This is a genomic window from Bacillus sp. BACIII (assembly GCF_057836745.1).
Window position 1 is genome coordinate 2,931,013 of the sequence record NZ_CM174437.1, and the last position, 22,784, is coordinate 2,953,796.

A 22,784-nucleotide genomic window follows, 5' to 3' on the forward strand; every position below is an offset into this window, starting at 1 on the left:
GAGGTGAACGCAATGAATTCATTTGAAATCGGCACAATCGTAAAAGGGTTTTATAAAACAGGAGTATACATAGGGGAAGTGACAGACGTCAGACCCAATCACTATTTAGTAAAAATTAAAGCCGTTCTGACGCATCCCGCTCAAGGAGATCTTCATCATCCGAAGCAGGCGGATGTTCCGTTTTTTCATGAAAGAAGAGCGCTGGCATACGGAGAACAGACAAACATACCGCATCATATGGTCAAACCGTTTGAAGGCGAAGTTCCTGATTATACGGCTTCCTTACAAGCGGCAGCTGCCCGGCTGAAAGATCAGCTCACAGCGGACGGCTCAGAATGGGCGGAACGTTCACTCGCCAACTTGGCCGCGTTAGAGCGCGACTATTTTAAAAGACGATGACCCAGTCGGCATGATTGGGTTTTTTTATGTGGCCCGGCGAAACAGTTCAGTCAGATCGACGCGATCGCCGATCGTCGGAGGTTTCGGTTTTTCAAGGTATTGTTTATCCCGTTCGACAAGCTTGAATAATTTATAAGTCGTCTGCGCATCATCAAGCGCTTTATGATGTGTGCCCGTCCCTTTATCGCCATACTCTTCAGCCGCTTTCCAAAGCCCGGTCAGTGTTCTGTCTCCGAAGAAGTTTTTATATTCAAGGGACAAATCCCGGAGTTCTCCTTTAAATGGAAAGGGGATGTGGTTAAACATGCAATTTTGCTTTAACACTTTCATATCCATATTGCCCCAGGTGACGATCGTGCAGTTTTTATCAGGGTCAAGCTCATTTAATTTGCGGATGAATTCATTAAACGTAATTCCGCCGTCCACGTCTTTTTGGGTGATGTTCAGAAAGGTTTTGCATCGTTTTGTCAGCTTCGGAAATTTTTTCGGTTTGATATAACTCGAAAACGTTTCAGTCACTTCATCATTCACTGTCTTGACAATCCCCGCTTCAATAATTTCGGGAAAGAAATTTTGCGGGCTGTATTTTCCGTCAGGCATCGTAAATTCAAAATCAATAATGAGCAGACTGCGCTGATCCACTTTTTTTACACCTGCCTTTCCTCCGATCAAAAATGATATTTTATGATAGTATATCAGTTTCCCCTCTGAAACTTTCTTCATTTTCTAAAAATAATGAATTTTCCTATATCCGCATCGGAAATACAAATACCGGATTCATTCCTATATACTTATAATTAGACGCACGAAAAGTAAAGAAGGTGATGTTATTTCTGTCCGTAAGAAGAACTTCGTTGTCATTTGGATTACAAATTTCTTTATTTCCGCCAGCATGACCATGATTGTTCCGTTTCTTTCGTTATATATCGAAACGATCAGCCCCCATTCGGGCGGGTATGTGCAGAGATGGAGCGGTTATGTGTTCGGCGTCACGTTTTTAATGGCGTTTGTGATTTCCCCGTTTTGGGGAAGATTCGGCGATAAGCGAGGCTACAAAAAAATTCTCTTGATTACAGGAACCGGCATTGCCGTCAGCATTTTATTGATGGGGTTTGTGACATCGGTTTATCAGCTGTTTGTCCTCCGGCTGCTTATGGGCCTTGTCACGGGCTTTGTTCCGACATCACTTGCGATGATTTCGGCGCAGACACCGAAAGAGACTGCCGGGAAAACACTCGGCACGCTGCAGATGGGTCAGGTGTCAGGCACTTTATTCGGACCGATGCTGGGCGGGCTGCTGGCTGACAGCTTCGGGTTTACGTACACGTTTTTTATTACGTCTTTTGTCATTTTCGCATCTGTGCTTCTCGTTTTATTTCAGGTTAATGAGCAGCCGCTCGGCGAGAAACAAAGCAAGCGGAAAACCTACTCCAGAAAACAGGTGCTCTCTTATATTTTTCACCAGCCCGCGCTTTGGGCGATGATGGTGCTTACTATGATCGTGCAGACCGGCAATTTCAGTATTCAGCCGCTGCTCGCTTTATATGTCAATGAGCTGCACGGGCCTGTTAATTTAGCTTTTTTCTCCGGAATGGCGTTTTCAGCGACCGGACTCGGAAGCTTACTGCTTGCCCGGAAATGGGGAGACCTCGGCGACCGCTTCGGCCACAGCCGGATCTTAATCGTGCTTTTGATTGCCTCAGCGGTGTTTTTTATTCCGCAGGCGCTCGCCTCCTCCCTTTCCATCCTTTTAGTCTTCAGATTTCTGTTCGGAATGGTCATGGGCGGGACGCTGCCTTGTATTACGGCAGCGATCCGCGTCAGGGCGCCGGGCAGCATTCAGGGGGAGGTGCTCGGCTATAACGTCAGCTTTCGTTTTCTCGGAAACGTAATCGGCCCTCTGCTCGGCGGTGCGGTGTCGAGCGGTTTTTCCATTTCGGCCGCTTTCTACGTCACCGCCTTTCTCTTTTTGGCAGGCGCGGGGCTTTTATGGCTGGCCGGACATTTGCAAAAAGATACAGCGTCTGATGCGGGCTGACCGATCAGCAATTACGATTTCTTCTAAATTTAACCTTCTCGTATTCTTAAAAGAATGATACGATATGGCTAGAAATCAGGAGAAAAGAGAGTGACCATGGTACGTAAAATAATCGGATGGATTTTGCTACTCGGCATTATCCCGTTGTTTGCATTTACAGTTATTGCTTCCGGCAAAGAGGTAAAACAAATCAAACCTTTTGATCAGGTGCTCGATAAACATATTGATTTAAAAGCGATCAACCTGGTTCAAAACAGTTACATGTATGACAGGGACGGAAGCCTTGTTTCTGAGATTGTCAGCGATCATGAGAACCGCGTGATCGTGCCCTTTAATAAAATACCGAATGAGGTAAAACAGCTGTTTTTAACCTCTGAAGACCGTCATTTTTATGAGCATAAAGGGTTTGACTTTATGGGGATGGTCAGAGCGGCCGCCTCCAATTTCAAAGATCATAAAATTGACCAGGGCGCCAGCACCATTACCCAGCAGCTGGCGAGAAATGTGTATTTAAGCCATGAACGCACCTTCAGCCGAAAACTGACGGAGCTGGCCTATTCCTATCAGCTTGAGAAAAAATACAGCAAAGATGAGATTTTGGAAGGCTACTTAAATACGATTTATTTCAATAACGGTGTATACGGTGTCGGTTCGGCGGCACAATTTTATTTCAGCAAGCCGCTGAAATCTCTCACCTTGGGAGAAATGGCCTTTATCTGCGCCATCCCTAATAACCCTACATTATATGATCCTCTCAAGCATTTTGACTATACGAAAAAACGACAAGTCAGATTGCTTAACGGATTAAAAAAAGCGGGTGTCATATCAGGAAAACAGCTGAAAAAAGCCGAAAAGGAAAAGATCAAGCTTGATATAAACGAAAAAACAAACAAATATCCTGACTATGTTTCCTATGTAAATGATGAATTCACACAGCTTGTTTCATCATCTGAAGGCTATGACAAACGCCTTGAAAAATCTTCAGGAAAGGCGAAACAAAAAATACAGAGTGAGCTTTCCGATAGAGTCGGCACATTGTTAAAAGACGGTGTGAAGATTTATACGGCGCTGAATCCGTATATGCAAAATCAGGTCGTCGCCCAAGTGAATCAAAATCTGCCGTATGCAGGCGTTCAGGGCGGAGCGGCCGTGATTAATCATCAGACGCATCAGATTATCGCGCTTTCAGGCGGGAAAGATTATCATAAATATGATTTCAACCGCGCCTATCAGGCATACAGACAGCCAGGTTCATCAATTAAGCCGCTGCTTGATTACGGGCCTTACATTGAAAAGACCGGCGCAACGCCGCACAGCAAGATTGACGCAAGCAAATTCTGCAGTTCGGATTACTGTCCGCAGAACTATAATAACCGTACGTACGGCACGGTTACGCTGGAAACGGCGTTTAAATACTCGTACAATACACCGGCCATCAGAATCATGGACCGCGTGGGCGTCAATAAGGCGTTCAGCTACCTTGAACCGTTTCATTTCGCGAAGCTGGTCAGCGCGGATTACCGTCTGCCTGCGGCGCTTGGCGGTTTTACAAACGGCATGACACCGCTTGAAATGACCAATGCGTACACCACGTTCGGAAACAACGGCGTTTATACGCCGAGTCACGCGATTACGAAAGTGACTGATTTAAAAGGAAAAACGATATTAAAATGGAAAGATGAGCCGACGCAGGTATTCAGCGTGCGGACCAACATGCAGATCAAAGAAATGATGAAAGCCGTCGTGAAAAGCGGAACAGGGAAAAAAGCGAACTTTAAAGCTCCGTACGTCGGCGGAAAATCAGGGACGTCAAATGACTATCACGATATGTGGTTTGTCGGCCTGACGGATGCTTATACGATGGGGGTATGGGTCGGCAAGGATACACCGTCAAGCGTCGAATATCTTCATGACGCAAGCCCTCAGCTTTCGATCTGGAAAAACACGCTGCAGGCAGCTTATTAAAGATAATGGAGGGGATCCGACTTGAAACCAGCTCAGCTTCCGGACCGCGTGCTTTTGTTTGACGGCGTCTGCAACTTATGCAGCGGCGCCGTTCAATTCATCATTAAACGCGATCCGGCCGGCCTGATCTCATTTGCATCATTGCAATCAGATACCGCCCGGGAGCTTTTGGCATCAGAAGGACTTCCGACAGAACAATTTGACAGCATGATTTTTATCGAAAACGGGCGGATATACAGAAAATCCGCAGCCGTATTAAAGGCTGCCCGGCATCTCTCCGGGGCCTGGCGGCTGTCAGCGGTTTTTTTTGCAGTGCCCCGCCCTCTCAGGGACAGAGCTTATTCTTTCATCGCCCGGCGCCGTTATAAATGGTTCGGAAAAAAGGAAGCATGCATGCTCCCCTCCCCTGAGATCAAAAACCGATTTCTATCCTAATAAAAATGGCTAGCTTACACAGGTAAGCTAGCCATTATGCTATTATAAAGCTTGATAAAGATGTACAAAATACCGATAACAAAAGTAAACCAAAACAGAATCTCAAGCAATATGAAACCGATCAGCGAAACGACCGAGAGCGTTGAATAGATTCTGTACACCATGAAGATCAAATAAACGAGCGTGACAACGGCAAAAAACGCCGCAATCCAGAAACCATTCTGCACAAGCGCAAAGGAAAGAATTCCGCCGCCTACATAAATTAAAGAGCCTAATCTGATTTTTTTCAGGTTTTCCCCTTCAGGGTCATTTGTGAAAAACAATAGAGACAGCTCTGTCACTGTGTTTGCAATCAGCTTCAAAGCCGAAAAAAGCATAAAATACACAAGGGCGAACGCTGCAAAAAGCGCCAGTCTGATCCCTTTCTCAGAGAAATAATCCAGCATTCCCTGATACATGCCGAGCGTCTGAAGCATCTTCATGACATAAAGCGAGGTAGAAATGGATAATGACGAACTAAAAAGCAGAATCGCAACGAGCGGAAAATAACCCGTCCAATAAGTATTTTTCATATAAAAAGTCCCTTTCTGTAATCTACTTCACTTATTATGGAGGACTTAAAACACATTGACAAGATAAAAAATTCCATTTTTCCTCACTTTTACGAAATAAGAGCCCGATCTTCACAAACCGGCTTTTTCGGAGTAAAGTAGAACGCGGGAATGATAAACGTAAGGAAGGCTGTCATGAAAAAAACATTAAAATTGCAAACCCGATTAACGATATTCGTCTGTATTGTCGTTCTTATCGCACTTTGTATCACCTTTTTCACCATCAGCGTCCAGACCGCAGACCGCGTGAAAGAAGAAGAACGGACAACCGCCCTGCGCACCGCAAAGCTGGTCGCGGAAACACCGAGTGTCGCGCAGGCATTGCAAACAAGAAAAGGGCTGAAAGAGCTCCGGGACTATACACTGGATGTCCAGCATACGACAGGAACCGAATTTGTCGTGGTGATGGATATGAACAGCATCCGTCTCACCCACCCCGACGCAAATAAAATCGGTAAGAAATTCACCGGCGGAGACGAGCAGCCGGCGATGCACGGCCATATCAAAACGAGCACATCAGCGGGAACGCTCGGGAAATCCATGAGAGCCTTCGTTCCGATCTACGGAAAAGATAAAAAACAAGTGGGCGTCGTTTCGGTCGGAATTTCGCTTAACAAAATACAGGATGTCGTCAGCCACAGTTTGAGACCGCTTTATTTCATTATCTGCGTAAGTATTTTTGTCGGTGTCATAGGAGCCGTTATTGTCGCCCGCACCGTTAAAAACATTATGTACGGTCTTGAGCCTTATGAAATTGCCACTTTGCTGGAAGAGCGGAGCGCCATGCTCGAATCCACGAAGGAAGGCATCCTCGCGGTTGACGCGCGGGGAAAAATTAAGCTTGCCAATGCCGAAGCGAAACGCCTCTTTATTAAAATGGGTATTCCGACTAATCCGGTCGATCAAGATGTGAACGATATTCTTCCGAAAAGCCGGCTGAAGCAGGTGATTGAAACGAAAAAACCGCTTCAGGACAGAGATATCCGCATTAACGGACTTGAGCTTGTTTTTAATGAGGTTCCGATTCATCTGAAGGGACAAACCGTCGGAGCGATCGCCACTTTCAGGGACAAAACGGAGGTCAAACATTTAGCAGAACAGCTGTCCGGTGTTAAAATGTATGCAAACGCATTAAGAGCACAGTCCCATGAATTCATGAATAAGCTTCATGTCATTTTAGGACTTGTCCAGTTAAAAGAATATGATGATCTCGGCACTTATATTAAGGATATCGCCATTCAGCAGAAGACGGAAACAAGCGAGATTATCAGCGACGTCAAAAGTCCGGTTCTTGCAGGGTTTCTACTAGGAAAACAAAGCTATATACGCGAACAGGGCGCTGACCTGGACATTCAGCTCGGCAGCATGATTCCGAATGCGGCGGATCCCGCCGTCATCCATGAGCTCATTACGATTATCGGAAATCTGCTGAACAATGCGCTTGACGCGGTGGCGCAGATGCCGAAAAAAAACATTACGTGTTCGATGCGGTTTCAGGACCGACTGCTTGATATAGAAATTACGGACACCGGGGCCGGGATGTCCGCCGAAGACCAAACCCGTATATTTGAACAAGGCTATTCCACGAAAGGGACAAACCGGGGATTCGGTCTCTATTTTACCCAGCAGGCAACAGAAAATTTAAAAGGCCACATGATTGTGACAAGTGAAAAGAATGAAGGAACGACTTTCAGTCTTCGCATTCCGTATGAACCGAAGGAGGAAAATGATGATTAATGTACTCATAGTTGAAGACGACCCCATGGTGGGTGAATTAAATAAACGCTATCTCAGCCAGATTGAAGGCTTTCAGCTGAAAGGGATCGCTTCATCCTTTCAAAGCGCGCTGCACGTGTTAGGCGAGCATCATATCGACCTCATCCTCCTTGACATTTATATGCCGGGAAAAAACGGTCTTGAGCTTTTAACGGAAATCCGCAAACAAAATGAATCGGTCGATGTCATCGTCATTTCAGCCGCAAGCGAGCTGGATGTCATCAAAAAAACACTTCGGTACGGCGCCGTCGATTATTTAATCAAACCATTTGAGTTTGACCGCTTTCAAACCGCCCTTTCCGACTACAGACGCAAGCAGAAGGTTTATCAATCACACAGAAGCATGACACAGAAAGAATTAGATGCGGAGCTTTTTCAAAAGAAAGTAGCGGCGGAAAAGGTCCACCTTCCGAAAGGACTGACAAAAAGCACGCTTAAACTCATCTGGGCGAGCATCGAATCTTTCGGCGACAGCTCTTTTACTACGGAAGACCTCGCCAAGCATACTGAAATCTCGCAAGTCTCCATCCGGAAATACCTTAAATTTCTTGAAGACATTCAAGTGCTGAACGTAGAAATGGCGTACGGCACGATCGGCAGACCCGTCTTTCAATACCATATCAACACCGGCAATGTCAGCACCATAAAACAATATTTATAATGTCAAAAAGCGCCGTTCCGCCGTGAACGGTGCTTTTTACTGTCATATCCCCTGACAAAAGGCTTGAGATTCCGTTTTGATATGCTATATAAGAATAATGACCCGAGGGAGCCGCCGGTGATTTATCCAAATGAGGAAGTAGATTCATAATATTGATATTTTTTTAAAAATAAGCAAATTTCTATTTATTTATGCCGGGTAAAATGATAAATTATGATTGGTTAGCTGATCTTTTCAGATATGACATAAGTCCCGGACTAACATGAGAGAGCCGCTCGAAGCGGGAAAAAGAGAGACGTCTCATCACTATTATCAGAAAGTTTTTTCGATTCTGTATCCTGTCGGCGGCTCAAGTCTGAAAAAACGGCATCATCCATATTTTACAGGGGGGTTATATCTTTGAAAAAACGCAAAATCGGAATGGCGGTTGCGCTCATTGCAGCGGCCGGAACCCTATTAAGCGCATGCGGTTCGAGTGACAAAGCAAACGGCTCCGGCAGCAAAAACTTTACCGTCGGCATGGTCACGGATATCGGCGGGGTCGATGACAAATCATTTAACCAGTCCGCCTGGGAAGGCATTCAGGCATTCGGAAAAGACAAGGGGCTTACAAAAGGCAAAAGCGGGTTTGACTATCTCCAATCAAAATCAGATGCAGATTACACAACGAACTTAAATAAATTAGCACGGGAACACTTTGACCTGATTTACGGCGTCGGGTACCTGATGCAGGATTCCATCAGCGAAATCGCCGATCAGCGCAAAGACACAAATTTTGCGATTATTGACGCCGTTGTCAAAAAAGACAACGTAGCGAGCCTTACATTTAAAGAGCAGGAAGGTTCATTCCTCGCAGGAGTAGCGGCTGCGTTATCGAGCAAAACGGGAAAAGTCGGATTTGTGGGCGGAATGGAGTCTGAATTGATCAAAAAATTCGAAATCGGCTTCCGCGCCGGTGTACAAGCCGCAAATCCGAAAGCGGCCGTCGAAGTGAAATATGCGGGCGGATTCGACAAAGCCGATGTCGGCAAAGCGACGGCTGAAAGCATGTACAAATCAGGCGTTGACGTCATTTATCACGCGGCCGGCGCAACGGGTACGGGCGTCTTCACGGAAGCCAAAAACCTTAAAAAAGAAGATCCGAAACGCAACGTATGGGTCATCGGCGTTGATAAAGACCAGTATGCGGAAGGTCAAGTTGAAGGCACAAAAGACAATGTCACGCTCACATCAATGGTCAAAAAAGTGGATACAGCCGTGAAGGACTTAACGAAAAAAGCAAGTGACGGCAAATTCCCGGGCGGCAAAACATTAACTTACGGATTGGCACAGGATGCAGTCGGCATCTCGGATCACAAAGAAAACCTTTCTGACGATGTCATCAAAGCAACAGACGATTGGAAGAAGAAAATCGCGGACGGACTCGAAATCCCTTCAACTGAAAAAGAATTGAAATCCTTCAAGGCTGAGTAAGAATCAGGGGATAAGGAGACTTCGTGCTTATCCCCTCTCTTTTTTGGAAAGAGCGGTGAAGGAAAAGCTGCATCTCTTGCAGCTTTTCTTTTGCCAAGCTTTTTCACCAAAGCATCTCTGAAAAGGAGCGTCAAATCGTGGATTATATCATTGAAATGCTTAATATACGCAAAGAGTTTCCCGGAATCGTTGCCAATGATGACGTCACGCTTCAAGTGAAAAAAGGCGAAATACACGCCCTGCTCGGGGAAAACGGCGCGGGGAAATCGACACTCATGAACGTTTTATTCGGCCTGTATCAGCCGGAAAAAGGCGAAATCCGGGTGCGGGGTGAACGTGTTCACATCAACAGTCCGAACAAAGCCAACGATCTCGGCATCGGAATGGTGCACCAGCATTTTATGCTTGTGGATACCTTTACCGTCTCAGAAAATATTATTCTCGGAAAAGAGCCGAAAAAATTAGGACGGATTGACAGACAGCGCGCCGACCGGGACGTACGCGATATTTCCGACCGTTACGGCCTGCAGATTGATCCTGAAGCTAAAGTTGCCGATATTTCTGTCGGTATGCAGCAGCGGGCGGAAATATTAAAGACCCTCTACCGGGGCGCGGACATTCTCATTTTTGACGAGCCGACCGCGGTGCTGACCCCGCACGAAATTCAAGAACTGATTCAGATTATGAAAAACCTGGTCAATGAAGGAAAATCCATTATCCTCATCACCCACAAATTAAAAGAAATCATGGAAGTCTGCGACCGTGTCACCATCATCCGGAAAGGAAAAGGCATTACAACACTTGATGTCGCACATACGGATCAGGATGAACTGGCAAGCCTTATGGTCGGACGCGCAGTTTCATTCAAGACGGATAAACAGCCGGCTGAACCGAAACAGGAGGTGCTTTCGCTTTCTGATGTAACGGTGAAAGACGCGCGCGGAGTTGAGGCAGTCAAACAGCTCTCCCTCTCTGTCAGAGCCGGTGAAATCGTCGGCATTGCGGGCGTTGACGGCAACGGCCAATCTGAATTAATCGAAGCCATTACAGGCCTCAGAAAAACACATGCCGGCACGATCACGTTAAACGGCAAACAGCTGCAAAACATGCCGCCGCGGAAAGTCACTGAAGCAGGAATCGGGCATATCCCCCAGGACAGGCATAAACATGGACTCGTTCTGGATTTTCCGATCGGAGAAAATATCGTCCTGCAAAGTTATTATCAAAAGCCCTACTCTTCTTTCGGCATATTAAATAAACACGCGATTTATGACAAAGCGCGAAGCCTGATTGAAGAATACGACGTCAGAACGCCTGATGAATATACGCCCGCGCGCGCACTCTCGGGAGGAAATCAGCAAAAGGCCATTATCGGCCGGGAAGTGGACAGAAATCCCGATCTATTAATTGCCGCCCAGCCGACGCGGGGGCTCGATGTCGGCGCGATTGAATTCGTCCATAAAAAGCTCATTGAGCAGCGTGACGCCGGTAAAGCTGTGCTGCTGTTGTCTTTTGAGCTTGATGAAATCATGAATCTCAGCGATCGCATCGCCGTCATCTTTGAAGGCAGCATCATCGCAAACGTCAATCCGCCGGAAACAGACGAGCAGGAGCTTGGCCTTTTAATGGCGGGAAGTAAGCAAATGGAGGCAGGGAACATACATGATTAAGCGACTTTCTCATCTGGCTGTGCCGCTGATTGCCATCATTCTTGGTCTGGCTGCGGGTGCGGTCATCATGCTTGCCAGCGGCTACAATGTCGCAAGCGGGTATTCCGCTCTTTGGAACGGCATTTTCGGTGAAATGTATTATCTCGGGGAAACGATCCGGCAGATTACGCCTTATATTTTATCCGGATTGGCCGTGGCGTTCGCATTTCGGACCGGCCTGTTCAATATCGGTGTTGAAGGACAGCTCCTTGTCGGCTGGACGGCCGCGGTTTGGGTCGGGACTTCCTTTGACGCCCCCGCTTACATCCACCTCCCGCTTTCGTTATTGGCGGCGGCTGCCGCGGGAGGCATTTGGGGGCTGATTCCCGGATTTTTAAAAGCCCGTTTTTTTGTTCACGAAGTGATTGTTACGATCATGATGAATTATATCGCTCTTCATTTAACCAATTACCTCATATCCGATGTCATGACGGACCACAGGGACAAAACAGACAAAATTCATGAAAGCGCGTCGCTCCGCTCGCCGTTTTTAGAGCAGCTGACAGACTACTCCCGCCTTCATTTGGGGATACTGATCGCTTTGTTTGCGGCAGTCTTCATGTGGTTTATCATTCATAAAACAAAAAGCGGATTCGAGTTTCGGGCTGTCGGCTTTAATCAGCACGCGGCACAATACGCCGGAATAAGCGTCAGAAAAAATATGATGTATGCCATGATGATTTCCGGCGCCTTTGCGGGGCTTGCCGGCGCGATGGAAGGACTCGGAACCTTTCAATACGCGGCGGTTAAAGGCGCATTTACCGGAGTCGGCTTCGACGGCATCGCGGTTGCGCTTCTAGGGGGCAGCACGGCAATCGGCGTGGTTCTTGCGGCCTGTCTTCTCGGCGGCCTTAAAGTCGGCGCCTTAAATATGCCGATTGAATCCGGTGTGCCTTCTGAAGTCGTTGACATCGTCATCGCCATTATTATTTTGTTTGTGGCATCAAGCTACGCCATCCGGCTCATCCTTGATAAATTGAAGAAAAAGGGGGCGAAGTAAGTGGACTTCCTCCAGATTTTATCCATTATTGTCCCGGCCACACTCGTTTATGCGGCTCCGCTTATTTTGACCGCTCTCGGCGGCGTGTTTTCTGAAAGATCGGGGGTTGTCAACATCGGTCTGGAAGGCCTGATGATTATCGGCGCCTTTACAAGCGTCATGTTCAACTTATTTTTCGGACGTGAGCTCGGCGCCGCTGCTCCGTGGCTCGCCCTGGCTGCGGCTATGATTGCCGGCGGGCTGTTCTCGCTGATTCACGCGGCTGCCGCGGTTTCTTTCCGCGCCGATCAGACGGTAACCGGGGTGGCGATCAATATGCTCGCGTTAGGAGCGACGCTGTTTATCGTTAAGCTGATATACGGCAAGGCGCAGACTGATAAAATCCCGGAGCCCTTTTACAAAACGAACATTCCGGGGTTAAGCAATATTCCGGTTTTAGGAAAGATCTTCTTTTCTGACGTATATTATACTTCGATTTTAGCCATTGTACTGGCCTTTGTTTCTTGGTTTATTTTATTCAAAACACCGTTCGGCCTTCGCATCCGTTCTGTCGGGGAACACCCGATGGCGGCAGATACGATGGGAATCAACGTGTTCGCCATGCGCTATATCGGCGTCATGATCAGCGGGCTGTTCGGCGGGCTCGGCGGCGGTGTATATGCTTCCACGATCGCGCTTGATTTCACGCACTCCACCATTTCCGGACAAGGCTTTATCGCTCTTGCCGCGCTTGTTTTCGGCAAATGGCATCCGATCGGCGCGCTCGGGGCTGCGCTGTTCTTCGGATTTGCGCAGAGTTTGAGCATTATCGGCTCGCTTTTGCCCCTGTTCAAAGACATTCCGAATGTATACATGCTGATGGCTCCTTACATTCTGACCATTCTCGCGCTTGCCGGCTTCATCGGCCGCGCGGATGCGCCTAAAGCCAACGGCATCCCTTATATTAAAGGAAAACGCTGATCAGCATACAAAAAGAGTTCCGCGCCCTGATGCCGGAACTCTTTTCATCTATAAACGATTCTGATATATTCACGCGGCTGAAACGGCTTTTGCATTGATTCAGCCGCACTCAGCTTGTCGTGCGCGTATTCTGTCCCGAGAAAAAAACACTCCCATTCATCTGCCTCCGTCTCCTGCCTCCCTTTGCAGAAATCGTCCGCTATGAATGTTCCTGCGATAATAGAACAAAATATTCCAATACAGGCTGCCGCCTTTCTTTTCATCTGACCAGCTCCTTTTGTAAAGCTTGATCTGAAAGCTAAATGTATATACAAAGATCCGGATATTTGATAAATTTATTTTAGGTTCAAAAGACCACAAAAACATAGAGAGGAATACATTATGCCATAGCAGGGTAAAAAAAAGTGCGATATAATTTGTACTGGGTCCTATGACCGTGAATTGATTTTTCACTCTTACATAAAGCAGTTGCTTGATGAAAAACAAGCAAAGGAGGTCTTCTGTTGCAGCTGTTACATTTCGCGATTTTGGCGCCTTTTTTATTTGCATTTATCGTTCCCTTTCTTTATAAACGGGTAAAACAAGTCCATACAGGCTGGTTTGTGCTGATATTGCCCGTTGTGCTGTTTGTTTACTTTATCAGCAAGCTCCCGCTGACAATGGCGGGAGAAACCGTCCGGTATGCGGCCGAATGGATTCCTTCCCTCGGCATTAACTATACCGTTTATATTGACGGACTCGGGCTGTTATTCGCTTTATTGATTACGGGCATCGGCTCTCTGGTGACACTTTACAGTATTTTTTACTTATCGAAAGACAAAGAAAAGCTCGGCCCCTTTTACGTGTACCTGCTGATGTTTATGGGCGCGATGCTCGGCGTTGTGCTCGTCGATAACGTCATTGTGCTTTATATGTTCTGGGAGCTGACAAGCCTGTCATCCTTCTTATTAATCGGGTATTGGCATAAGCGGGAGAAATCACGCTACGGTGCGGAAAAATCACTGCTGATTACCGTCGGCGGCGGACTGTGCATGCTCGGCGGCTTTATCCTGCTGTATCTGATGACGGACTCATTCAGTATCAGGGAAATGGTCAACCAGGTGCATATTATCGTCGGCCATCCGTTCTTTATTCCGGCAATGGTTCTCCTGTTATTGGGGGCCTTTACGAAATCAGCGCAGTTTCCGTTTTACATCTGGCTTCCTGATGCCATGGAAGCCCCGACTCCTGTCAGCGCCTACCTGCACTCGGCAACAATGGTGAAAGCGGGCATTTATCTGATTGCCAGATTCAGTCCGGTTTTTGCGTTTTCACCTGTCTGGTTTTGGACGGTTGCCTCAGTCGGTCTGATCACGATGGTATGGGCTTCCTTCAACGCGATTAAACAAACCGATTTAAAAGCGATTCTGGCTTTTTCCACAGTCAGCCAGCTCGGTATGATTGTATCGATGCTCGGCGCAGGAGCCGCCGCGCTTCACTTTCAGCATTCGGAGTATTTCACGGCGGCTGTGACTGCGGCTGTGTTTCACTTAATTAACCATGCTACTTTTAAAGGAAGTTTATTTATGGCGGTCGGCATTATCGACCATGAAACAGGAACGAGGGATATCCGCAGGCTCGGCGGACTGATGGCGCTCATGCCGATAACGTTTACCGTTTCATTGATCGGAACGTTTTCCATGGCCGGCCTCCCTCCTTTTAACGGCTTCTTAAGTAAAGAAATGTTCTTTACAAGTATGCTGCGGATTGCTCATGCAGATATTTTCAGCCTGGATACGTGGGGCATGCTGTTCCCCGTTCTCGCATGGATCGGCAGCGTCTTCACGTTTATCTACAGCATGAAGCTGTTTTTCAGAACGTTCAGTGGCGCGCGCAAAACGGATCAGCTTGAAAAGACGCCGCATGAAGCTCCGCTCGGCATGCTGATTTCGCCGGTGATTCTTGCCGCTTGCGCCGTCAGTCTGTTTTTCGCACCGAATGTTTTATCCTACAGCCTGATTGAACCGGCGATGAATTCCATTTATCCGGCTCTGTTAACCGGCGGGGATACATTCCATGTCCACATTTCCCAGTGGCACGGTTTGACCGCTGAAGTGCTGATGACCGTCGGCATTATCATTGTCGGCACGATCGGTTACGTGTCTCTGTCTAAATGGGAGCGGGTATACGGTCTGTTTCCGAAAAAACTGACGCTGAACCGGCTTTACAATGCGGTGACGGGCAGTATGGAAAAAAGATCTTACCGGCTGACGTCATCTTATATGACCGGATTTTTGCGGGATTATCTGCTGTATATTTTTGCGGCGTTTATCATTCTCATCGGAGCGGCGTTCGTGATGAAAGGCGGCTTTTCCATGACAACAAAAGGAATGGCTGAGATCGGTCTGTATGAAATCGTGCTGTCGCTCGTTATGGTGAGCGCAACGATTGCGACTGTGTTCGCCAAATCGCGGCTGACGGCCATTATCGCACTCGGAGTTGTCGGGTATACGCTCGCTCTGTTTTTCGTGATTTTCAGAGCGCCCGATCTGGCGCTTACGCAGCTTGTCATTGAGACGATATCCGTCGCCTTGTTTCTTCTTTGTTTTTATCATCTGCCGAAAATGCGGCGGAAAAAGAAGACCAGAACATTCCGGCTGACGAATTTTATCATTTCTCTCGGTGTCGGCGTCATCGTGACAATGCTCGGAATCGCATCTTCCAGCGAAAAAACACAAGACAGTATCGCCTCTTTTTTCACGGCTTACAGCCATAAGCTTGGCGGAGGCAATAATATCGTCAACGTCATCCTCGTTGATTTCAGGGGATTTGACACGATGTTTGAAATCACGGTGCTGTCGATTGCTGCACTCGGCATTTACGGCATGATCAGAACGAAAGTAAAAGAGGAGGGAGAAGAGCGTTGAGACAGCAAAAAACAAACGACATCATCCTTCAGACGGCAACGAAACTTGTATCTTTTATCATTCTGCTTTTCTCTTTCTATTTATTTTTATCGGGGCATAACGCTCCCGGCGGAGGATTTGTCGGCGGGCTGATTACATCTTCGGCCATTGTGCTTTTGCTTTTGGCCTTTGATTTAAAAACCGTCAAGTCGATTTTGCCCGTCAATTTTATTTATGTAGCGGGCGCGGGTCTGCTTATCGCGATTGCAACGGGTGCAGGTTCGTTCTTATTCGGAGCGCCCTTTCTCACCCATACATTCGGCCATTTTCATCTCCCGGTGCTCGGAAATACGGAGCTTGCGACGGCCACTTTGTTTGATTTAGGTGTGTATCTCGTTGTTGTCGGCGTGACGATGACCATTATTCAAACGATTGGAGAGGAAGAATAGTGGAAATCTTAATGTCTGTCATTGCCGGTATTTTGTTTATGGCGGCAACCTACCTGCTGCTTTCTAAAAGTCTTTTGCGCGTGATTATCGGCACCGCGCTTTTAAGCCACGGCGTCCATTTGCTGCTTCTGACCATGGGCGGACTGAAAAAAGGCGCCCCTCCCATACTGGGCGGAAAAAGCACATCGTTTGTCGATCCGCTGCCGCAGGCACTCATACTGACGGCGATCGTGATTTCGTTCGGCGTCACGTCCTTCCTGCTTGTGATGGCGTTTCGCGCCTATCAGGAACTGAAAACGGACGATATGGATCGAATGAGGGGAAATGATCAACATGAATAACTTTGTGATATTGCCTATTCTGGTGCCGCTGCTTTGCGCAGTGCTGCTGATTTTTATGAACAGGCACGTGATGCTGATGCGGATATTCAGCACTGCCGCTTCCTGTGTCTCCATCGCCATCAGCGCCGTTCTCGTTCAAACGGTTTTTACACACGGAATTCAGACGCTGACACTCGGCGGATGGAAAGCGCCGTACGGCATTGTGCTCGCCGCTGACCAGCTTGCCGCACTGCTTGTTTTGACAACCGCCATAATCGGGTTGCTCGTCATCCTTTACTCCTTCCGCTCTATCGGAGAAAAACGGGAGCGCGCTTTCTATTATTCAGGGGTGCAGTTTCTTCTGGCGGGTGTAAGCGGAGCGTTTTTGACGGGTGACCTGTTCAACATGTACGTCTTTTTTGAGCTTCTGCTTATCGCATCCTACATGCTGATCGTGCTTGGCGGAACGAAAATTCAATTAAGAGAATCATTGAAGTATATCGTGTTTAACATTGTGTCATCCGCGTTTTTTGTCATCGGTGTCGGTTACTTATATGCGGTGACGGGGACGCTGAATATGGCTGATTTAAGCGTGAAAATCAGCGAATCGGGCCAGACCGGGCTGATAAGTGTCATCGGCGTCCTGTTTCTCGTCGTTTTCGGTTTAAAGGGCGGGATATTCCCGCTGTATTTCTGGATGCCGGGCTCTTATTACGCCCCGCCGGCTGCGATTTCGGCCTTATTCGGATCTCTTTTGACGAAAGTCGGCCTGTACGCCATTTTGAGAGTATTCACCCTGATTTTCATTCACGATGCAGGCTTTACCCACCAATTGATGATGTGGCTTGCGATGCTGACGGTATTATTCGGCGTAATCGGGTCTATCGCCTTTTCGGATGTCATGAAAATCGTCATCTATAATATTATTACAGCCGTCGGCGTGATTTTATTCGGCATCGCCATGAACACCCCGGCCTCCATTCAAGGAGCGGTTTATTACTTGATTCACGATATGCTGATTAAAGGAGCGCTGTTTATGCTGGCGGGAACGCTTATCACGCTGACCGGCACGGCCAGTCTGCATAAAATGAGCGGCCTGATCACCCGTTATCCCGTTTTGGGCTGGATGTTCTTTATCTCCGCCATATCTTTGGCCGGCATCCCGCCATTCAGCGGATTTGTGGGCAAGCTGAAGATTGCTGAAGGCGGTTTTGATCAGGGGGAAACATTGTTTTCCGTATTGATTCTCTTGTCGAGCCTGCTTGTGCTGTATTCCGTGCTGAAGGTTTTTACGACGGCTTTTTGGGGAGAAGAAAAAGAAATCCCTGGCGCGGGCGGACGGTCCGCAAAAGGGCTTCTTTATCCGGCAGCCGCTTTTCTCCTTTTGTCGCTTCTGTTCGGGCTCGGAACCGAATGGGTTTCACCGTATGTCAATCAGACGGCTGAGAATCTGCTGAATCCGGAAAAATACATTGAAGCTGTTTTGAAGGAGTAGATGGCATGGCTTTGCAACTATTATTAAATGTTCTTCTCGCTGTTTGCTGGATGTTTCTCACAAACAGCCTCAGCGCGGCGGGATTTGTTACCGGATTTATCGCGGGCTTGGCGGCGCTGTTTTTTTTCCGGCGCTTCTTCTCGCGGCCGTTTTACATTTGGAAAATATGGTCGGTCATCAGACTGATGCTGATCTTTATAAAAGAATTATATCTGGCCAATGTCAGCGTGCTGAAAACCGTTATCTCGCCGAAGATGAACATCCGCCCGGGCATTTTCGCGTTTAAGACGGAACTGACGGAGGATTGGGAGATCACACTGCTCTCACTGTTAATCACTCTGACACCGGGTACGCTTGTGATGGATATCTCCGATGACCGGTCGATTCTCTATATACACGCCATGGACATTGAGGATGCGGAGAAAGCGATTCATGACATCCGCGTCTCTTTTGAGAAAGCCATTCAGGAGGTGAGCCGCTGATGTTTACGTTTATTCTGCAATTATCACTCGGCATTATGGCGGTTTCGACTCTTCTGTACGTCATTCGAGTCATTAAAGGGCCTACGATACCGGACCGGGTCGTCGCGCTTGATGGGATCGGCATCAATCTGATTGCCATGACCGCGCTCGTATCCATCCTCTTAAGAACAACGGCCTTTTTGGACATCATTCTGCTGCTCGGCATTTTATCATTTATCGGCACGATTGCCTTCGCTAAGTTTTTGGAGAAAGGAGAGATTATCGAAAATGATCGAAATCGTTAAATGGGCCGTCGCCGTTTGTATTCTGATGGGATCGCTGATCTGCCTGGTCGCGTCTTTCGGCACACTCAGACTTCCTGACATGTATACACGCGCCCACGCCTCTTCAAAAGGCTCGACACTCGGCGTTAATTTGATATTGCTCGGGGTGTTAGGTTACTTGTGGATGCTGACCGGAGAAATTTCCGTAAAAATACTGCTCGGCATCATTTTTATCCTGCTGACGGCGCCGGTCGGGGCGCACCTCATATGCAGAGCCGCGTATAACTCGGGAACGGCGCTTGATAAACGCAGCGTTCAAGATGATTATAAAGGGATCAGAAACTTTGTGATCAAACGAAAAGAAGATTCATATTTGTAAAAACAAACAGCCGGACGATTCAGGGTTCCGGCTGTTTGTTTATTTTGTTATAACAGCCAGCGTGCAGCGGGACACACAGATCAGTCTTTCTCTTTCATCGAAAATGTTAATCCCGTACACAATGGTTGTCCTGCCCGTGTGAACGGGTTCCGCAATCGCCGTGACCGTACCGCCCTCTTTCACGGATTTTAAATGATTGGCATTAATCTCAAGCCCGACACACGCCTGTTTCGACTGGTCGATAAAATGCTGGGCGCCGATGCTTGCAACAGTCTCCGCCAGCGCTGCGGAGGCGCCTCCGTGCAGATATCCGAAAGGCTGCACCGTCCTCTTATCCACCGGCATAACCGCGACGCATCTCCCCGCCGTGTTTTCAGTGATTTCAATGCCGAGTGCGCCGAGCAATGTATGATTCAGATTCATAGATCATTCTCCTTTCAAAGTTTATAGTACATTATCTGACTTGGCGATCAGCACCGCTTCAGTGCGGGAGCCGACATTCAGCTTATTAAAAATGGATGTCAGGCTGTATTCAATCGACCGCTTGCTTAAGTGAAGCGCATCGGCGATTTCCTGATTGGTCAAACCTTTTTCGACCTCTTGGAGAATATGGCGCTCTCTCGGAGTTAACCGATCCTGCTCACTTTGAGGGGAAGAAGACGTTTTTGTTTTTTGCTGGGTCATCAGCTGTTTGAAATAGGAGAAATCAACTAAAATCTGTCCGTTGAGCACGTGATATATGTATTGCATGATTTTCTCTTTAGATTCGGTTTTGCTGATGGCGCCATGCAGGCCCGCGCGGATGGATTCTTCAAAATAATCTTCAACTTCATAGCCTGTGTAGACAATGATTTTACAGAGAGGATTCTCTTTTAAGATTTTCTTGGAAAGCTCTATGCCGCTGAGGTCATCACCCAGATTTAAATCCATTAATATGAGATCGTAAGCTGAAAAATCATGCCGGAGAACGAACTGTTCACTGGCATCGGGACTGAGGCAATCGACAGAAAGATTCGTGTCCGTTTCCAGAATCGTCTTGGTGCCCTCCATGACAGCCGGATGATCATCAATCACTAGTATCTTTTTCATGGTTTCCTCCCTTTTACTCATTCATTTCCATTTTATTAAAAAGACTTGGCTTCTGCCAAGTCGATTTGGTGATAAATTGGTTACAATTCCATTTCAATATCCGCTTTAAAACCATTTCCTTCACTTGTGTCGATTTTCATCCGGCCGTCAAGCGCCCGGACGCGCTCCTTAATGCCCGAAAGCCCCATGCTCATCGACTGTCCGCCGCCTTCTTCCTGATTGCACCCGACCCCGTCATCTTCATAATGCAGAATCACTTTATTTTGAATGCTGATCAGCATAATCAGCACCTCATTGGCCTGTGAATGCTTCATGGCATTCGAAAGAAATTCCTGAATGATGCGGTACAAATTCAGCTGCGTATCCAAATCCAGCGCCGCCGTAAACCGGCCCGTATTCAGACGGATATGAAACGGCGCACGCTCCTGCTGCTGCGCGGCAAGCTTGGATAACGCCTTGACCAGACCCAAATCATACAGCAGCTGAGGCCGAAGCTCATGGCACGTCTCCCGGGTCATCAAAATGACATCCGACATCTGCTCATTCATCTGATGAAGCTTGTCCTGCACCTCTAAACTGGCAAGGCTCTTCTCTTTTAAAATCAGCCAGAAACAGCTCACACTGACGCTTCAAAGAAATCAAATCCTGCAGCACCGAATCATGCAGATCACGGGCCAGATCCGACCGCTGCTTTTCCTCGATCGTAAACATCAGCTTTTTGAGCCAGACCGGGTTTGAGCCTTGTTGTTTTAGGTCTTGTAAATGATTCATGAGTTCTTCGATCTGCAATATGTTTTCCATCGAAACACTTGTATAAAAAGACAATGTCTTTAACCAAGATATCTCATCTCTTGTCAGTCTCGGGGTATTAATGCTGGATAAACAGAGCAGAATGTATGAATTGGCGCCTCTTTCTCCGATCTTCATCAGAAAACCTTGATTTACTTCAATAATCTTCCCAATCTCTGATGTAACTTTATCAAATTCTTTTTTATACGGCTGCCAGTTCGGTTCGATGTTCTGTTTATCAAAATACAGAATGTCTCCGTCAGAATTGATTTCAAATATATAAGCTTTACTAACAGGCAAGACGTCCAAAATAGTCTTTTTCAAATTCATAAACACTTGATTTAAAGCTGATACGCTTTTAAGAAGCTGTGTATATTTAAATATGCTGTCTTGGTAATTGTATTTTTCAGAGAAACGCTTTAAGCGAAACTTAAAGTCTAGAACTTCTTTGAAATAAAAAACGGCTAGCATGATTAGAAATACAAACAATGTAATTTGGAAAGTGTCAAAATTTTCATTTTTGTTGATGAATACTACAAATACCCAAACGATTCCTATCGTCGGAATAACTGCTAACAAGCAATAATACCTCAAACGGCCTAACAAGAAATCAATGTTGTAAATCTTATTTACGACAAATTGATATACCAATGCTAAAGGTATGAGCAGAAGAAAAGGTGCAGTAACTACAGCGCTATATACATATTGTCCAAAAATAATCAATGGAGCAATATATAATAAAGAAAAGGGGAAAAAAGCAATTGTATTAGAAACCAGAAGTACTTTTAACAGGTAAGAGAAATCCCTTTTTCTATGTTTTATTTGATATAATATGAGACTAACATAAACTACAATCATTTCTAATAAAAATGTTAAAAGGTTAAGGCTTACAATTAAATGATGACCTATTCTATCTCTAAATAATTCAAGCAGGATATTGATTAGAGGAAGAAGGTACAATAAACCAACGTAAATTCCTCTCGAAAATTCCACTTTAAGTTCTTTGAAATATTGATGCAAGAAATTTAGATATAAAACAGGCACAGCTAAAAAGGTGTAAAGATTAATGTACCTATTAATACGATAACCTCTTGTAACCCCTCCTGCGCTTAAGTATGCAATAGAAATACACAGTAAAAAGCAAATAAGTATATACGCTGAGACGCTATCTTTTCTTAGGTTGACTTTAAATATATAAAATATGCATATTAAACTAAGAAGAAAAAAGATACACGGAATAATATACGAAAAGAAACTATATGGACTATCTAAATAAATGAATTCAATATTTTTAAGTTCTATTAAACGCCCGTCTCTCTCAACTTTTAAATACTTAATTTTCGCAAGGTATGAACCATAAATATTTTCTTTTTTAGGTTTTCCGCCATTTATTTCAGTAATTCTGTCCCCAATTTTTAGACCCATTATTCTTCCATAAGAAGATTTTGAAATATCCACAACTTTTAATTCTTGGTTAGAAGACTGAACTACTTTTGTTCCTATTAATATTCCATTCTGAGTATAATAAATTATAAAAGTAAAATAAAAAATTCCGAACAATAATAAAGCAACCGTAAAACATTTCAGCAATTGTCTCAAGGAACCA

Annotated in this window: 22 protein-coding genes and 1 pseudogene; 17 read left to right on the forward strand and 6 right to left on the reverse strand. The window is 46.3% G+C overall.

The genetic code is table 11. From position 1 onward, the window contains the following. Positions 1-12 precede the first annotated feature (12 nt). A complete protein-coding gene (gene kapB, locus ACXN9U_RS14305) occupies positions 13-399 on the forward strand; it encodes a kinase-associated lipoprotein KapB (protein WP_060964436.1) in 387 nt (128 codons plus the stop codon). Between the two features lie 24 nt (positions 400-423). Here the strand turns inward: kapB and kapD are convergent, their stop codons facing one another. Continuing rightward, positions 424-1,041 carry a 3'-5' exonuclease KapD gene (kapD, locus tag ACXN9U_RS14310; RefSeq protein ID WP_029575323.1) on the reverse strand — a complete coding sequence of 206 codons (618 nt, stop codon included), beginning with the start codon at positions 1,039-1,041 and terminating at the stop codon, positions 424-426. A 151-nt stretch (positions 1,042-1,192) separates the two neighbouring features. Here kapD and ACXN9U_RS14315 point away from each other — a divergent pair, with 151 nt between their 5' ends. The 3 genes from ACXN9U_RS14315 (at position 1,193) to ACXN9U_RS14325 (ending at position 4,837) form a co-directional block, all read left to right on the forward strand. Beyond that, positions 1,193-2,437 carry a multidrug efflux MFS transporter gene (locus ACXN9U_RS14315; protein WP_240621729.1) on the forward strand — a complete coding sequence of 415 codons (1,245 nt, stop codon included), beginning with the start codon at positions 1,193-1,195 and terminating at the stop codon, positions 2,435-2,437. 90 nt (positions 2,438-2,527) lie between these two features. Further along, positions 2,528-4,402, forward strand: a complete 1,875-nt coding sequence (locus tag ACXN9U_RS14320; protein ID WP_489201810.1) for a transglycosylase domain-containing protein — start codon at positions 2,528-2,530, stop codon at positions 4,400-4,402. Between the two features lie 21 nt (positions 4,403-4,423). After that, positions 4,424-4,837 (forward strand): thiol-disulfide oxidoreductase DCC family protein, encoded by a 414-nt coding sequence (locus tag ACXN9U_RS14325; protein WP_489201811.1) that lies wholly within the window; start codon positions 4,424-4,426, stop codon positions 4,835-4,837. A 14-nt stretch (positions 4,838-4,851) separates the two neighbouring features. Here ACXN9U_RS14325 and ACXN9U_RS14330 read toward each other — a convergent pair whose 3' ends face one another. Further along, the gene (locus tag ACXN9U_RS14330) at positions 4,852-5,409 is read right to left on the reverse strand and encodes a YufK family protein (protein WP_045925838.1); all 558 of its coding nucleotides are present in this window, start codon (positions 5,407-5,409) and stop codon (positions 4,852-4,854) included. A gap of 174 nt (positions 5,410-5,583) precedes the next feature. On the opposite strand from ACXN9U_RS14330, the gene malK reads away from it, so the two are divergent. From malK to nupQ, 6 genes are all read left to right on the forward strand, one after another. Continuing rightward, complete coding sequence (gene malK, locus ACXN9U_RS14335) at positions 5,584-7,185, forward strand: malate sensor histidine kinase MalK (protein ID WP_060964434.1); 1,602 nt, start codon at positions 5,584-5,586, stop codon at positions 7,183-7,185. After that, positions 7,178-7,885, forward strand: coding sequence for a response regulator (locus tag ACXN9U_RS14340; protein ID WP_060964433.1), 708 nt, complete (start codon positions 7,178-7,180; stop codon positions 7,883-7,885). The genes malK and ACXN9U_RS14340 overlap by 8 nt, the downstream gene beginning before the upstream one ends. A 399-nt stretch (positions 7,886-8,284) precedes the next feature. After that, positions 8,285-9,358 carry a BMP family lipoprotein gene (locus ACXN9U_RS14345; protein ID WP_016938129.1) on the forward strand — a complete coding sequence of 358 codons (1,074 nt, stop codon included), beginning with the start codon at positions 8,285-8,287 and terminating at the stop codon, positions 9,356-9,358. Positions 9,359-9,495: 137 nt separating this feature from the next. Beyond that, the gene (locus ACXN9U_RS14350) at positions 9,496-11,028 is read left to right on the forward strand and encodes an ABC transporter ATP-binding protein (RefSeq protein ID WP_198698070.1); all 1,533 of its coding nucleotides are present in this window, start codon (positions 9,496-9,498) and stop codon (positions 11,026-11,028) included. Next, the gene (locus ACXN9U_RS14355; protein ID WP_489201812.1) at positions 11,021-12,067 is read left to right on the forward strand and encodes an ABC transporter permease; all 1,047 of its coding nucleotides are present in this window, start codon (positions 11,021-11,023) and stop codon (positions 12,065-12,067) included. The genes ACXN9U_RS14350 and ACXN9U_RS14355 overlap by 8 nt, the downstream gene beginning before the upstream one ends. Next, positions 12,068-13,027 carry a guanosine ABC transporter permease NupQ gene (gene nupQ / locus ACXN9U_RS14360; RefSeq protein ID WP_489201813.1) on the forward strand — a complete coding sequence of 320 codons (960 nt, stop codon included), beginning with the start codon at positions 12,068-12,070 and terminating at the stop codon, positions 13,025-13,027. Between the two features lie 44 nt (positions 13,028-13,071). Here nupQ and ACXN9U_RS14365 read toward each other — a convergent pair whose 3' ends face one another. After that, positions 13,072-13,290 (reverse strand): hypothetical protein, encoded by a 219-nt coding sequence (locus tag ACXN9U_RS14365; RefSeq protein WP_489201814.1) that lies wholly within the window; start codon positions 13,288-13,290, stop codon positions 13,072-13,074. A gap of 240 nt (positions 13,291-13,530) precedes the next feature. On the opposite strand from ACXN9U_RS14365, the gene ACXN9U_RS14370 reads away from it, so the two are divergent. The 7 genes from ACXN9U_RS14370 to mnhG are packed head-to-tail and all read left to right on the forward strand — an operon-like array spanning position 13,531 to position 19,300. Then, the gene (locus ACXN9U_RS14370; RefSeq protein WP_489201815.1) at positions 13,531-15,933 is read left to right on the forward strand and encodes a Na+/H+ antiporter subunit A; all 2,403 of its coding nucleotides are present in this window, start codon (positions 13,531-13,533) and stop codon (positions 15,931-15,933) included. Beyond that, a complete protein-coding gene (locus ACXN9U_RS14375; protein ID WP_007613424.1) occupies positions 15,930-16,361 on the forward strand; it encodes a Na(+)/H(+) antiporter subunit B in 432 nt (143 codons plus the stop codon). The genes ACXN9U_RS14370 and ACXN9U_RS14375 overlap by 4 nt, the downstream gene beginning before the upstream one ends. Beyond that, positions 16,361-16,702: a Na(+)/H(+) antiporter subunit C gene (locus tag ACXN9U_RS14380; RefSeq protein ID WP_003152063.1), complete on the forward strand. Its 342-nt coding sequence runs from the start codon at positions 16,361-16,363 to the stop codon at positions 16,700-16,702. Before ACXN9U_RS14375 ends, ACXN9U_RS14380 begins: the two co-directional genes overlap by 1 nt. Further along, on the forward strand, positions 16,695-18,176 hold the full coding sequence (locus ACXN9U_RS14385; protein ID WP_060964426.1) for a Na+/H+ antiporter subunit D: 1,482 nt from the start codon (positions 16,695-16,697) through the stop codon (positions 18,174-18,176). Before ACXN9U_RS14380 ends, ACXN9U_RS14385 begins: the two co-directional genes overlap by 8 nt. 5 nt (positions 18,177-18,181) lie before the next feature. After that, positions 18,182-18,658 carry a Na+/H+ antiporter subunit E gene (locus tag ACXN9U_RS14390; protein ID WP_060964425.1) on the forward strand — a complete coding sequence of 159 codons (477 nt, stop codon included), beginning with the start codon at positions 18,182-18,184 and terminating at the stop codon, positions 18,656-18,658. Then, positions 18,658-18,942, forward strand: a complete 285-nt coding sequence (locus ACXN9U_RS14395) for a Na(+)/H(+) antiporter subunit F1 (protein ID WP_016938120.1) — start codon at positions 18,658-18,660, stop codon at positions 18,940-18,942. The genes ACXN9U_RS14390 and ACXN9U_RS14395 overlap by 1 nt, the downstream gene beginning before the upstream one ends. Beyond that, entirely contained in the window at positions 18,926-19,300 is a 375-nt protein-coding gene (gene mnhG / locus ACXN9U_RS14400) for a monovalent cation/H(+) antiporter subunit G (RefSeq protein WP_016938119.1), read from the forward strand. Before ACXN9U_RS14395 ends, mnhG begins: the two co-directional genes overlap by 17 nt. A gap of 39 nt (positions 19,301-19,339) precedes the next feature. On the opposite strand, the gene ACXN9U_RS14405 is transcribed toward mnhG, so the two are convergent. The 3 genes and pseudogenes from ACXN9U_RS14405 to ACXN9U_RS14415 form a co-directional block, all read right to left on the reverse strand. Continuing rightward, positions 19,340-19,723, reverse strand: coding sequence for a hotdog fold thioesterase (locus ACXN9U_RS14405; RefSeq protein ID WP_060964423.1), 384 nt, complete (start codon positions 19,721-19,723; stop codon positions 19,340-19,342). Positions 19,724-19,744: 21 nt separating this feature from the next. Next, positions 19,745-20,389, reverse strand: coding sequence for a two-component system response regulator ComA (gene comA / locus ACXN9U_RS14410; protein ID WP_016938117.1), 645 nt, complete (start codon positions 20,387-20,389; stop codon positions 19,745-19,747). An 80-nt stretch (positions 20,390-20,469) separates the two neighbouring features. After that, positions 20,470-22,777, reverse strand: a pseudogene (locus tag ACXN9U_RS14415) (sensor histidine kinase). Positions 22,778-22,784 lie beyond the last annotated feature (7 nt).